General features: G+C 71.6%; 10 protein-coding genes. All 10 read right to left on the reverse strand.

Annotation, left to right across the window (positions count from 1 at the left end):
- Positions 1 to 134 precede the first annotated feature (134 nt).
- Genes OG870_RS47380 through OG870_RS47425 form a run of 10 tightly spaced genes read right to left on the reverse strand, consistent with a single transcriptional unit; the run spans position 135 to position 12,994 of the window.
- Positions 135 to 1,049 (reverse strand): replication-relaxation family protein, encoded by a 915-nt coding sequence (locus OG870_RS47380; protein ID WP_266845062.1) that lies wholly within the window; start codon positions 1,047 to 1,049, stop codon positions 135 to 137.
- Positions 1,046 to 3,670 (reverse strand): ATP/GTP-binding protein, encoded by a 2,625-nt coding sequence (locus OG870_RS47385; RefSeq protein ID WP_266845061.1) that lies wholly within the window; start codon positions 3,668 to 3,670, stop codon positions 1,046 to 1,048. Before OG870_RS47385 ends, OG870_RS47380 begins: the two co-directional genes overlap by 4 nt.
- On the reverse strand, positions 3,646 to 4,290 hold the full coding sequence (locus tag OG870_RS47390; RefSeq protein WP_266845060.1) for a hypothetical protein: 645 nt from the start codon (positions 4,288 to 4,290) through the stop codon (positions 3,646 to 3,648). The genes OG870_RS47385 and OG870_RS47390 overlap by 25 nt, the downstream gene beginning before the upstream one ends.
- Positions 4,287 to 5,417, reverse strand: a complete 1,131-nt coding sequence (locus tag OG870_RS47395) for a C40 family peptidase (RefSeq protein WP_266845059.1) — start codon at positions 5,415 to 5,417, stop codon at positions 4,287 to 4,289. The genes OG870_RS47390 and OG870_RS47395 overlap by 4 nt, the downstream gene beginning before the upstream one ends.
- A gap of 17 nt (positions 5,418 to 5,434) precedes the next feature.
- Positions 5,435 to 8,116 (reverse strand): hypothetical protein, encoded by a 2,682-nt coding sequence (locus OG870_RS47400; protein ID WP_266845058.1) that lies wholly within the window; start codon positions 8,114 to 8,116, stop codon positions 5,435 to 5,437.
- A gap of 1 nt (position 8,117) precedes the next feature.
- Positions 8,118 to 8,453 (reverse strand): hypothetical protein, encoded by a 336-nt coding sequence (locus OG870_RS47405; RefSeq protein ID WP_266845057.1) that lies wholly within the window; start codon positions 8,451 to 8,453, stop codon positions 8,118 to 8,120.
- Entirely contained in the window at positions 8,453 to 11,143 is a 2,691-nt protein-coding gene (locus tag OG870_RS47410; protein WP_266927983.1) for an ATP-binding protein, read from the reverse strand. The genes OG870_RS47405 and OG870_RS47410 overlap by 1 nt, the downstream gene beginning before the upstream one ends.
- A complete protein-coding gene (locus OG870_RS47415; RefSeq protein WP_266845055.1) occupies positions 11,140 to 11,727 on the reverse strand; it encodes a hypothetical protein in 588 nt (195 codons plus the stop codon). Before OG870_RS47415 ends, OG870_RS47410 begins: the two co-directional genes overlap by 4 nt.
- Positions 11,724 to 12,065 (reverse strand): hypothetical protein, encoded by a 342-nt coding sequence (locus OG870_RS47420; RefSeq protein ID WP_266845054.1) that lies wholly within the window; start codon positions 12,063 to 12,065, stop codon positions 11,724 to 11,726. Before OG870_RS47420 ends, OG870_RS47415 begins: the two co-directional genes overlap by 4 nt.
- Positions 12,062 to 12,994: a conjugal transfer protein gene (locus tag OG870_RS47425; RefSeq protein ID WP_266845052.1), complete on the reverse strand. Its 933-nt coding sequence runs from the start codon at positions 12,992 to 12,994 to the stop codon at positions 12,062 to 12,064. Before OG870_RS47425 ends, OG870_RS47420 begins: the two co-directional genes overlap by 4 nt.
- Positions 12,995 to 13,406: the final 412 nt, after the last annotated feature.

A 13,406-nucleotide genomic window follows, 5' to 3' on the forward strand; every position in this document is an offset into this window, starting at 1 on the left:
GTCGGTACACAGCAAGGAGTTTCCGAGGCGATGCCTTGCTGTGCAGAAGTAAACTAGAGGTTCGCGTGAGCAAATCTCAAGGGGTTTGGGGCGTAGTTGCAAGGCTGCGACATTCGGCCCCGGCACCCGGGGTCTCACAGCTCGGTCCACGGCCGTGGCTCGCCGCCGGCCAGAGGCGCCCAGACGTCACCGGTGGGCCCCCGTTCTTCGAGGTCGTCCAGGACTGCCGCTCCCATCGGCACCTGCCGGGCCAGCGTGCCCACGAGAGGGTGCGCCGCCATCATGGCCTGCAGGTCGCTGATCCGGTGGTCCAGGACGTACCGGGAGGCCCCGGTCAGCACGAACAACACCCGGGGGAACACGGGATACCAGCGCAGCCACACCGCTGAAGGAGCGGCCGGCTGCCGCGCACGTGCCCGCCCGACGGGCTGTGGCTCGTACGACCACAGCCGCGCGTACTCGATCAATTTGGAGGCGAGCCGTTCGCTGCCCATCGTGGTGCGGTCGACCTCGACGAACGCCCGCAGCTTCATCCGCTCGTCGTCACCGATGAGGGTGTAGTGCATCACCGCGTCCGTGATGATCCTTTCGCCGTCGCTGAGCGGGTGGGAGACCTCCGGTGTCCAGTCCAGGTGGCCGTGCTCGTCACCGCGCCGGCGGGCGTCGGTGACGAACGTGAGGTGGGTGCGGACCACGGTCAGGGTGTGGGGCGTCTTCAGCGAGGCAGCCGTGGCCGAGCTGATCGGGTACGGGGGCCGTCCCCGCAGAGCGGGGAAGTCCTTCGTCAGCCGGGCCCCCTCGCTGGTGAGGTACCAGGCGCGGGACCGGTTGGACTGCGGCAGCACCGTGTAGTCCACCAAGCCGTCGCGACGCAGCTTGTTCAACGGCGCGGAGACGGTCTGCCGCGCGGCGCCGGGCCGCAGCAGTTCGTGGAGCTGGTTCGTGGTCGCCATCCGGTGCTGACCGAGCACGGCCAGGAGCTGATGCGGCAGCGGCTCGACGGGGCTTGGCGTACGACCGGACGACACGGTCTCGAAGGCGGTGGTCACTTGTATCCCTTCATGTTCAACTGGACGTTCGGCGGGGTGGCGGGGGCGTGCTGGGCGAGGAAGCCGCTCACTCGGGTGAGCTGGTTGCCGGCCCGGTCCGTGAGCTGGTCCAGCGCAGCTGCGCCGGCCGTGGCCCGGGCGGCGCGCTCCAGTGCCGCAACCTGGCGTGGGCGGGCGTAGTCGGCGAAGACTTCGTCCAGGTGAGGGCCGGTGATCCGGACGGGGCCGACACGACGGCCCTCGACGGTCAGCGACATGTAGTGCTCGAACCGGTCCAGCGCGGCGACCACGTCCGGGCTGGGACGGTCGCCCCACTCCGCGGTGATCGGGGCGACCGCAGACTGTGAACCCGCGGTCGACGCCAGCGTGGAGGCGTTCTGCACCAGCGACAGCCGCACCGGAATGGGCAGGCGGGCCAGCAGCTGCGTCATGCCGTGGACGTGGACCTTGTACTTGCGGAAGTCCTCGAACATCGCGGCGATCGTCTCCGGGGCCGCGCCCGTGAGGGTGATCAGCTCGTCGAAATACGGGCGGAACGGCACCCGCTGGCCTTCCGGGGTATCCCGGCGGGAGCGCACGGCCCGCAGCAGGTCGCGGGCGAGCAGTGCGGTGATGAGCCGGTCGGTGGGCCCGTTCCCGCCCGGACACACCCACACGATCATCCGTGAGTCCATCGCGGCCCGGATGTTGTAGACGCCGGCCGGCTGCCCGAGGAACGCCCGGGTCACCGGGTTCGCGGCCAGCCGGGCGATCGGGTTGAGGACGACGCCGAACGCGTCGGTGGGCAGCGTCGGGAACACCGTCCGCCACCAGGAGCGGGTCTCCTCGTCCAGGCGCCCCTCCACCGCGGTGAGCGCCGGAATACGGAAGGCCGGATCCGTGAGGAGAGAACGCAGGTGAAAGACCGTCGCCTGGTCCTCGGGCCGCCCGGCCTGGCAGGCGGCCTCGTTGACGGCCACCAGCACCGCCAGGGCGGCGGTGAAGATGGTCAGCGCGCGGGGAGCGGTGGCGTCGTCCCACCTGAGCACGGACGCGTAGGCATCCGCGGTCGCCTCCACGACCTCGTGCGCCACCTGACCCTGGTGCATACCGATCGGATTCCAGCAACTGAGCTGCGGAGCAGGCCCGTTGGCGTTCAGGTCGATCAGTGCGATCCGCTGCATCAAGTGGTCGTGGGCGAGGAACGGCAGGGCGCGCGGCCAGGAGTCGCGATGCGGGTCGACGAACATCAGCCCGCCGTCGGCGTGGGCCCAGCCGATCGCCTGGGCCAGAGCGCGTTCGGTCTTGCCGCCGCCCGCCTTGCCCACCCCGACCTCGAACAGCGTCTCGCACGCGTAGGTGGCGACCAGGCGCCGCCGGCCGTCGGATCCGCGGTAGATGCCCTGCAACAGCAGGTCGGGATCCCCGTGCTCGAACGTCGGCAGGTCCCCGGCCAGCAGCGGCAGTCGGCAGTGCACCGTGGGTGGTTTGAGCAGCCCGGTCAGCTCGTCCAACCGGACCCAGTTCGCACGAGGCGGCTGGCAGTGCCCCAGATCCCAGCGGCGCTCGAAGCCACGCCTAGTGGGCCAGTGATCGGCGCCGAACCGCCACGGGCCCACCCGCCAGCCGCGCATCGCCCAGCGCGAGCCGCCGCCGAACACGTCGAGGGCGGCCTGGAGTTGACCGAGGCGGGCCTGGGCGCGCCCTTCAACGTTGGACGCGCACATCACCAGCAGCTGCACGCGCACCAGGTGGTCGTCCTCGACGAGCTTGCCCAGTGCTTCCTCCGGGTCCACCCGGCGGGGGACCGGCGGCATGACCAACCGACGCCCGCCCCCGCCCTGCTTGCCGGCCACCAACTGCTGCAACTGCCAGGCCAGCGAGTCTTCGATACCGGTGGCGTCCTGCCGTACCCACCGGGCGGCCCGCTGGGCCTCCCGCCTCTCCGCACGCCGCGCCTCCGTCATCAGCTGCAGCCGGCGCGCCCGCAGCGACCATTTGGGGGCGCGCTGGATGTCGAGCCGGATCTCGGCCAGGTCACCCAGCTCGGCACGGAGGTCGGAGACAGCGTCGATCAGCGGCTGCAACGGGTCGGGGGCCAGCGGGACTTCACGCAAGGGCGCGCTCGGCTTGCCACGCAGGATGAACTCCGCCCGCACCACGTGGTCACGGGGCTTGTCGACCAGGGGACGGGCCCGGTTCACGGTCACCGCAGGGCCGAACGGCGTGATCGACAGGAGACGCTCGCCGCCTGCGGGGCCTTCGATCCGGTACCGCAACGGGCTGGAGCCGTCGGCACGCAGCCTCAGCTGCACCGTCTTCGACCGGCGCGGCGCCCACCACGGCATGGAAGTCGAGGCCCGGGCGAGCTGAACACCCCGGCGGAAGATCTCCTCGAAACCAGGGTCGAAGTGCCGCGACGGCACGAGCTCCAGCGCCATCCGCTCAGCCGAGGCCTTCCGGGCCAGGTGGCGCACCACCAGCTCGCTCGCCATCCAGACGACGACGGCGACCGCGGCCACCACCCACCAGTAGGTGAGCACCCAGCCGGCGGCATGAACGATGCCGGAGATGAGGCCGAGCACCTGTCCGGATGCCGTTGGGTCCGACTGGCCGGTCAGGTACGGGGCTGCGGAATCCACGTCGCTGCTCCCTTCTTGTTCGTGCGGGTGAAGAACCAGTCGGTGATGCGGAGGTCGGTGAAGGTGCCGCCGCGGTCTACGCCGGCCCACACCAGATGGACCACCGCCTTGTTGCGACTGCCGTGGCGGCGGGCGATCGCGGCCTGGATGCGGAAACGGGCGGTGGCGAACGCCGGGGCCACCGCCTGCCCCGGGTCGGGGAAAACCTCTGGCCATTTCGCGCGGCCGGCTCCGGTGGCGTCCGCGCGCAGCAGCGCGCGACCGGCGGTGAGCAACTCCCGCTCGTCGGCGGCAGGAAGATCGGCGGGCCAGGCCGCCTCCAGGTTCCGCTGGACGGCCCGGTCACCGGCCACGCCCTCGCCGTGCGGTGGCAGAGCGGACGCGACGGCCGGCGGTGTCGATGCGGCGGGCGTCGCGGTGGCAGCCGCGTGGGCGGTCAGCTTGCCGGTAGGAGGCGCAGCGGCCGCCGATGACGCATCCGTGGTCACCTGCTTGGTCGGCGAGGCGGCCGGGGCCTGCGGCTGTTGACCGTGCGGCATGCCCAGCAGAGCGAGGCCGGCAATGGTGAGCACGACGGTGCTCAGCAACAGCAGACGCGAGGAGCGCGGGGTGGTGGTCACAGCAGCCGCGCCCCTCCCGCATAGCCGGACATCGCGTCCACCGCGTCCAGCCGGACAACGGTCCCCGGGCGGGCGGCGTTGACCATCTGCCCGCCGCCCAGGTAGATCCCGACGTGATAGATCGTCAAATCGCGTCCGGGAGCGGTGGCGTAGAAGACGAGGTCACCCGGCATGAGCGCACCCGTGCCAAGGCCCGCGGGAATCCGCCGGCCGACACCGGCCTGGGCGGCCGCGGTGCGCGGCAGTCGGATGCCGGCCTTCGCGTACGCGTACTGGGTCATCCCGGAACAGTCGAAGCCCTTGATGTTGGCGCCGTTCTTGCCGCTGGGGGAGCAGCAGAACCCGTACGACGGACCCTTGGCGTTGCCCCCGCCCCACGAGTAGGGCACCCCCCGCTGGGAGAGCGCCGCCTCGATCACGGTGCGGGCCTTCCCGGAGACGTTCTTGAGGTCCGGGTCCTTGGCGGCCGCCCTGTACTGCTCGATCCAGCCCAGCACGCCTGCCACGTACTCGCTCGAGTGGTTGTACTGCAGGATCGCCGCCGTGAGCTGGGCCCGCTTGGTCAGGTCGCGGCCTCCTGTGCACAGGTAGATCGCGGCGCCGAGCGCGGCGTCGTCGGCGTTGTGGGGATCGGCAACCTTGTCCCCGTTGCCGTCCTCGCCGGTCGACTCCCAGGTCGAGGGCATGAACTGGAATGGCCCGACGGCTCGCTCACCCTGTGAGGCGCCATCCCACCTGCCACCGTCGGTGTCGGGGAAGACAGTGGTGTTGCCGCCGGCGCCGGAGCCGTTGAGGAGCACCCCGTAGATCTTCGGGCGGATGTCGCCGTTGTCGGCGATGTTCCTGCCCACAGCGTGGTTGGACTCGACCTTGGCGATCCCGGCGAGGATAGGCCAGCGCATGCCCTCGCACTTGGGCACATACTCACCGACGTGCTGAACCGCCTTCTTGTAGGCGGTCAGCATCCGCGGCGGGATGTCCGCGGCGCTGCCGCCCTCGGCGATCCCTCCGTCGTCCTGCGCACCGGTCTTCAGGGCGACGTATGCGCTGATCGCGTTTCCGACCGGCGCGGCGCAGCACACGGCGGCGAACATCAGCAGCGCGACGACACATCCCCACCGCCTCATGCGGCGTACCGGCGGCCTCACTCGCCCTCACCGTCCTCGTCCTGCCACCGATCCCGCACCTGGCGCAGGCGGCCCAGCCGGTCGGCGTCGGGCTCGGTCCGCCGCATCAGCTCCCGCATCCGGTCCCGTGCCTCGTCCCGTGGGTTGCGTGCGTTCCCGCCCCCGGGATGAGCGGGCCTGCCGAGATCGGACCGAGGCACTGGGGGCGGGCCCTGCCGAGGCGGGAGCGGTGCCGGCGGCGGAGCTGCGGGACCGCCCGTTGGTGGGGCGGGGCGCGCAGGCGCGGCCGGGCGGGGGGTGGCAGCCGGAGTGCCTACGGCTGGCAGGCGGCGGTTGGCGAACGGACCGGAACCGCCGCTGTCGTCGGTGTGGTCCCGCAGGACCTGGGCCACGTGTCGCCCCGTGTCGCCCCAGGCCCGGCGGTCTTCGCGGACGGTGTTGCCCCAAACCCGCACCTGCTGGCGGGCGTCCTGGGAGTAGCGCGAACCCCCCGACCGGGCCCGGCGGACGTTGGCCGGCAGACCGACCGTCGCCCCGTACGCGGCCCGGCCGCCCCGGTTGAGGATGCGGTACCCGCGGAAGCGGACCAGCCGGTTGTGGGCCCGGGTCGACAGCAGCGTCCGATCGCTGTTCTGGTCGTGCAGCACCTGGCCGGTGTTACGGTCGACGACCTGCCCCTGGTCGTTGCGATACCGGTCGGGCGGGCCTGACGGCCGACGCGGCCCCGCACCGCCTGAACCACCGCCGCCCGACGGGCCACCCGCACCCGGGTCCCCGTCGGCCGTGGGCTTGCGCCACTTGGCCAACTGCTCCCGATCCGGACGGCGGCCGATCAGCAGCCAATGCGCACCCTTCCCGCCAAGCCGTGCGCCCAGCCCACCCACGGCCGCGGCCGCGGTCAACGGGGCCAGACCGCGCCCGGCTTCGGCCGTGGCATCGGCGAGGAGTCCGCCGGTGTCCACCGGCATGCCGGCGCCGTCGACCAGGGAGGTGAGTGCGCCCATCAGTCGCTGGCGGGTGCCGAGCATGCCGAACCTGCCGCCACCCCCGCCGGTGAAGGCGCGCAGCCCGCCGCCGTATCCGCCGATCGCGGTAGGGGAGTTCATGGCGAGGGCGGCGCCGAGTTCGGAGGTGTCGCCGGGCATGTGGGTGCCGCCGACCTTGGCGTAGCGCATCCGCATGGCCATGCGCCGTCCGAAGGAGGTGATGCCGGTCAGCAGCCTGCGGTGTCCGGCCGCGCCGGCGATGGCGAGCACGTCGATGAGCAGGATCCGCTCGACCATCAGGTCGGGGCCGTTGGTGATGGTGGCGTCGATGGCGATCCCGAAGAAGGGGATGAAGGCGCAGATCCCGACCACGGCCAGGACGGCGATGCCCCAGATCGACAGCCACTTCCACACCGACTGGCGCGCCGGGCCGGGCAGCATGCCTGCGACGAAGGTGACCCCGCCGACGGCCGCCGCTGCCGCGCAGATGCCCTGGGTACCCAGCAGCACGATCGCGCTGGACAGCAGCATGCCGCAGATGAACAGGGCGGCGATCAGCAGCAGGAAGGCTCCGCCGACCCGCCACCAGGTGGGCTGTTCGGCGTAGGCGGCACACGACTTGCCGACCGGTCCGGCCTTCTTCATGTCGGCGAGGAACGCGGCGAACTCCTGGTCCTCCGCGCTGACGACCGGATTGGCGGCATCCAGCAGCTCACCACCCGGAGTGAGTTCGGGCAGCGCCCCTGCGGTCCCCTTGTCGCCGTCGCCGCGCTGGCACCATTTCTTGGCGGGCCCCTTGACCAGGCGGCAGGGATCGTCCTTGTCGTCTTTGGCCGTGCCGGCCTTATAACCGCCGGTGATCCACTTCAGGTGGACCGCGTAGGCCTTGCGGTCGGCAGGCTTGGCCGGGTCGAGGATGCGCCCGTACTGGAGGAGCATGTACGGCTTGACAATCAAGGCGTTGGTGATCGAATCCTGGATGGGCCGGGCCACTTCCGTTGAAGAGACCGGTCCTTCGCCTTCACGCTGTTCGCACTTGATCTCGGCGTTGCCGGCCATGCCGGCGCATGGGTCGTAGCTGGCGAGCTTGCCGCCCCAGTCGTAGGAGTTGACGCTCTCCTGGGCGACCTCGGCGGCCACCTGCTGGGACTGCCCCAGCGGCCCGTCCGGGCCGAGCATGGTGTCGGGGCGGATGAGAGCCGAGGCAGCGATCGCCCCGATGAGCAGGGTGAGGAAGATTTCGCCCAGACCGCGGCCGACCCGGCCACGCACGATCATGAATCCCGCGAACACAAACGCCCAGGCCAGCAAGAGCCCCTTGATCCCGAGTGTGTCGACGACCACCGTGTCGTAGGTGTCGGCGACCTTCTGCGCGGGCTTGGTGAGGAGCTTGAGCAGCGGGAACCGGAAGGCCACCTCGATCGCCCACCCGGCCAGCCCGACCAGCAGCCTGATCAGGGTGAACAGCCCGGACAGGGCGAAGGCCAGGGCCTGGGTCTTGAAGGCGACGATGGAGCCACCTGAAGCGTTCAGGTCGTACCCGTCGATCGGCACACCCTCGGACGAGTAGATGTTCAGCGGGGCGAGCAGGTCTCCGGTCTCGCTGTTGCTGCCGGCCGCGTACACGACCTGGGTGTTCACCATGAGGAACACGCCGGTGAGCAGCACGACGAAACCGGCCGAACGCAAAGTCGCACGGTCTGGACGGAACACGTCAGCGCCGCCTTCGCCCAGCGGCGCCGCGCAGCCGCCACACCACGAGAGCACCCACACCTGCACTGGCAGGCACCAGCCTCCACGCCCCGCCGGCCACGTCCTGATGACCGGCGGAGGCAGTGGTCGCGGCGCCGCGCTCGCAGTACGCCTTGGCCGGGCCCACGATCAGGGCGCAGGGATCCCGGTGCGCGGCGTCGGCGGCGAAGGCCTGTCCGGTGTGCGGCCACCACCCCTGCGGCACGCCCACCCCGAGGGCGAGCACGACGACGGCGAGCACGGTGAGGACGCTCACGGCGGCGACGCGCTTCGAGCGGGCACAGGACAACGTGGTCATCAGACGGTTTCCTTCGGACGGGTCTGTGCGGCCTCACCGGCAAGCGGCTTAGGCACCGTGGGGGAGACAGCGCTCGTGCGGCGTCCCGGCGTGGTGGTGATGGACGTGGTGATGCGCTCGATGCGGGGGATGGAGACCTTGATGCGGCCGGTGTTCTGCCGCGGGCACGTCAGCAGGAACTCGCCCTCCCGGCCGCGCTGCCCGACGGGGGACAGGCCGGTGGTCACCAGCCGCAGCAGTTCGCCGTCGGTCGGGTCGAGGCCGACGAACTCCAGCCCGCGGCGGGCGCGTTCACGGTCGGCGGTGCGGGCGAGTGCCCGGTAGGCCATCAGGCCTCGGTCGGGCCCGAGTTCCTCGGCGTCGTGCGAACCCGCCAGGAGCCCGGCGCCGTGCTTGCGGCCGTCGTGGAGGATCTCGTGGACCAAGGCCGTGCCCTCGGCGGACGAGGTGAGCCAGTACAGCTCGTCCAGGACCACCGCGGTGAACCGCTCGGGGTCCTCGAAAGCCGTCTGCCGGGCGATCGCGGCGATCAGGTAGAGCACCGCCCGGCCGATCAGCGCCTCCAGCGGCTGCTGGTGCAGGATCTCAGGGTTGGCGAACGCCGCCTTCGGAGGCAGCTTCAGACCAGTGGTGGTGATCACGATCATGTCGGAGGCGCTGGAGGCGTCCAACCTGACCGGCGGCAGCGTCGGGTCGAAGACCATCCGGGCCAGGGAGTTGGTCGCCACGACCCGGATGAGACCGGCGAGGGTCGCGGCCGCGTCCTGCCGTTTGCCCGCCTCGCGCGTGGCCATCTCCTCGAGGACCTCAAGGACACGGTGCATGGACGGGGCGTCGCTGAGGGCGGCCTGTTCGACGGCGTGGTGGAGGACCTCGCCGTTGGTGCTCATCGGGCCGATGCCGAGCTGCAGGGTGAGGTAGGACAGGGCGTAGTGGCGGCCCTCCGGCCCGTCGAACATGCGCAGCGGGTCGATGGACACCTCGGCCTGCGCGGCGTCGATGATCTGGACGCGGCCCTTGGCCGCGGTGCGGGCGAAGGTGGCCCACTCGCGCACGGGGGTGCGGTCGATGCAGATCGCGCAGCCGCCGCGCGCCCACACCGCCTCCGCGATCAGCTTCTGCAGGACGCTCTTGCCCGCGCCGAGATCCCCGACGATGCCCATCGACGCGGATGCGTCCACCTTGGGCGCATCCGCCACGTTGATCATGACGGGGCGGGTGGAGCCGCTGTCCTGGTCGATGCCGAGGAACATGCCGTTGGGGTCGCCGACCTCCGCAGCCGTGAAGGCCCCGCCCAGCGCCCAGTCTTCGGAGACCTGGTGCTGGGTGAACTCCCGTACGACGCCCGGCCGTACGGTGCCGGGCAGCCCCAGGGTGAACAGGGCCTCCTGCAGGCCGGCCGGGCGCACGGCGCGGTAGTCGGCGCCGCCGAGCAGCGCGGCCAGGGCGCGGGCCCTCGCGTCGCAGACGGCGGCGGTCGGCCCCCACACCGTCAGCACCGTCACCGACTGCACCTCCACCTCGACCGACGTACGGGACAGGCGGGCGTCCAGCTCGCCCAGGTCACGGGCGGCCTCGGTGAGCGAGGCGGGCATGCCGGTAGGGCGGGCGTCGTACTGATCGGCCTGGTCGATGAGTTCGTTCTTCTTGCGCCGCACCTGGTCGCGAGCCTTCTCTGCGGGCACGAGCGTCAGGTCGACGGTGTAGTCGACGGGAAAGTCGAGCATCTCCAGCTGGGTGAACAGGTCGGCGGCATCCTGGCTGATGGCGGGCGGGCACTCGGCCAGCGCCAACTGCGCCTGGTAGCCCACACCGTTGTCGGACTCGACCTGCAGCCAGCGCCGCCCCAGCGGTGATCCGGTGTTCACTCGCCACCAGGCCTTGCGGCCCGACCGGGTGATCCGGCCCGCGCTCTTGAGCTCGTCGACATCATCGAGGTCGGGGTCGATGCCGCCTTCCTGCAGGCGCACCTGGCCGAGGTCGGCGTAGCTGGGGGAGCGCAGCACCCCTTCACGGATCTGCCCGCCGTACAGCTCGCTGGTCTCGGCCTCCGCCAGCAGCGGCTCGGCAAGGCCGCGGTGGAGGGCGTGCTGGATCATCCACACGATCTCCGCCGGGCGGGCCGGGCGGAAAGCGATGCCGCCGGCGAGCGCGGCCTCCACCCGGGAGGCCTGCTCGCGGTAGGAGCTCACCTCGCGCCGGGCCACCGGCGCCAGCCGCATGCCCAGCATCGGCGCGACCTCGGCCCACGCCGCACCGAGGGACGCCGACACCTGCAGGCCGCCTGTTTCGGTCTGCAGGGGCACGGCCAGCCACAGGGTGCGGCGGTGCATCTCCTGGCCGTCCAGCAGATCCAGGGTGGCCTCGACGTTCTCCACCCACGGGTGCCGGCCCGCACCGGGTGCCTGCTCGGCCGGCTCGATGCCCTCGATCATCCTGAGGGCGATCTCGCCCGGGTCGACCTGCGCGCACATGCCGTACAGGCGCGGTGCCCCGGACAGAGAGCGCACCAAGTGGGTGATCTTGGCGAGCTGTTCGTCGCGGACGGGGGCGGGCACGTAGGTGCCCTGGACGGTCTCCTCGCGCCGGCCCTGCGCGTCCGGGCCCGGGTGCAGGCGGTAGACGGCCCACACGCTGCCCTGCGTGGACCACACCAGGTGCCCGGCGATGTGACGGATCGGCACCCTCATCGCGCACCCCCTTGCTGGGCGAGCGCGAGCAGCTGCTGCACGCCCGACACCGGCCCTGCCGCTACCGCGGGAGCAACTGGCTGTGTGCGGCGGGGTGCGGACGCGCGGTCTGTGGCCGGGCTCGGGTGCGGCGCCCGGGTTGGACCCCGCTGAACCGCGCGGGAGGGTGCGGCGTGCACAGCGGGATGGGGAGCGGGCGCGGGCGCGTCCTCGATGGTGAAGCCGCCGAGCAGCGGGTGGTCAGCGCGGTCGCGGGCGGCCCGCCCGCCGATCCGCCCTCCGCGGGGCTGCCAGCCGAGCAGCACCCAGCCCAAAGCGGCCTGCATCGGGGCACGGCCCCGGACCTTCGGCCGGCGCACCATCCAGATGACCAGGCCCCACCCGACGATGGGGACCGGCCCCATCCACGACCACCAGCCGATGGTCTTGATCAGAAGGAAGCCGCCGCCGACGGCGACCGCGATCTGCGCGGGCGTGTAGGGGCCGAGCGGGATTTTCCAGTCGGCGACCTTGCCCAGCACCCAGGGATGGCGGCGGGCGGAGGTGTAGAAGCGGCCCACCCGTGCCGCGGCGGCCGCGCTCACAGCCAGCCCCCGGCCCCGAGCGAATGGTCACGAGAGGCCGGGAGTTCGGACCGGACGATGCCGGGAACGGCGGGAGCGCCCTTGGGCGGGTTCTTCACCTCGTCGGTGAACATGTTCGCCAGGTCGTTGCGCGAGTTGTACAGACCCAGCGCGATCACCATCAACAGCAGGGCACCGATCCCCGCCTTGAGGCTGAACTTCTGGATCATGATGACGACGACCAGACAGATCAGACCGGCCTGCAGCCCCTTGGTCGCCCACTCCTTGAACATGTTGATCCAGCTGTTGCCGAGGTCGTCCAGCTGCCCGGCGAGCATCAGGCTGTGCACGGTGTTCATCGCCCGCCCCCGTCCTGGGCAGTCCCGGACTGAAGCGCGGCGACTTCCCACCGGCCGGAGCGGGCCTTGAGCGTGAGCTCGTACGCCAGCGGCCACCGGCCGGTCGCGTCACGGGCTTCCACCGAGGCCAGGACCCGCACCTTCGTGCCGTCCGCCGGCACCTGCTCGGCGGCCGCGGCCTCCTCGACGGCCGACACCTCCTGGACGGCGACCGCCGCGTACGGGGCGGGGGACACGGCGGTGAGCTTCACGCCGGGCGCGAGGTAGCGGTCGACCTCACCGGCCCCCGTCAGGTAGGCGGCGAGGAACTGCCCGAGAGCAGACGACAGATCACCCTCCGGAACGGGCACGGCGTACGACGACTTCGCCACCTCGGCCCGGGCCGGGCTGGCCACCACGCCAGGCGCACCGGTCACCGTGAACGAGGAGCCCGCGCTGTCGCAGACCACCGGCACGGCGTAGAACCGCACCGATCCGCCTGCGAACTGCGCAGCCACCGTCACCGACCACGCACCGGCGCCGCGCTGCGCACTGCGCACCGCCGTCACCGACTGAGGAGCCGATTGCGCATCGGCGACCGGGTCGGGCAGCTCGACGTCCGGCGCCATCGACTGCGCAAGCCGCGCCTGCGCACTCGTCTCGTCGTCCGCACTGCTGCGCAACCACGCGCCGACGAACACCTGCGCATAGCCGCCCGGGTCGGCGGCGTCCGACGCGGTGCGCATCGCAGTGGGCTTGGCCGCCGCTGCTGCCGCGACCGTGGTCGGGGTGGAGGCGACGGCGACGCACAGCGCGACGGGGCCGGCCGCGATGACGGTCCAGACCGCCACACGTGAGAGGCGTACGCGGCGGCGCATCGCCTCCAGCCGGGCGCCGGCCGCCATCGGAGCAGCGGCCTCGCTCCGTGCGGTCTGCTTGCCAGGGGACATGGTCAAACTCCCAGGTCAGAACGGATGTTGCTGACCTCGAGAAAACCCGCCGACCCCGACCCGACCACCGACCACGAACCCCCGACCACGGTCACGATGGGGACACGAAGTCCATGGTCGGGGTCATGGTCGGGCCGACCACGACCCCAACCATGGGCCAGACGTGAGCTGGCGGCAGGCCATCGCGCCCGGCGCGCGTTGCCCAGACCGGCGACCGCCAGGCGATCACGTGCCGCCCGGCCACAGGGCCCGGACACCGATGCGCAGACGGAAGCCGGCCGGGCCGCGACAGACGCCTGCGCAGTACGCGAGACGGACCTGCGCAAGAGGAGATCAGGAAGTCCGGGCGGACTGCGCAGCCTCCCCAGCACAACTCGACTGCGCAGGATCCCCAGACCGGTTGCGCAGCCCG

Origin of the sequence: Streptomyces sp. NBC_00461 (assembly GCF_036013935.1) — a bacterium.
Classification (GTDB): Bacteria; Actinomycetota; Actinomycetes; order Streptomycetales; family Streptomycetaceae; genus Streptomyces.

What these genes read in the sequence shown, in the direction of transcription:
- OG870_RS47395 (WP_266845059.1), bottom strand. Translation starts at nt 5,417, where the DNA reads ATGAGGCGGTGGGGATGTGTCGTCGCGCTGCTGATGTTCGCCGCCGTG.
- OG870_RS47405 (WP_266845057.1), bottom strand. Translation starts at nt 8,453, where the DNA reads ATGACCACGTTGTCCTGTGCCCGCTCGAAGCGCGTCGCCGCCGTGAGC.
- OG870_RS47410 (WP_266927983.1), bottom strand. Translation starts at nt 11,143, where the DNA reads ATGAGGGTGCCGATCCGTCACATCGCCGGGCACCTGGTGTGGTCCACG.
- OG870_RS47420 (WP_266845054.1), bottom strand. Translation starts at nt 12,065, where the DNA reads ATGAACACCGTGCACAGCCTGATGCTCGCCGGGCAGCTGGACGACCTC.
- OG870_RS47425 (WP_266845052.1), bottom strand. Translation starts at nt 12,994, where the DNA reads ATGTCCCCTGGCAAGCAGACCGCACGGAGCGAGGCCGCTGCTCCGATG.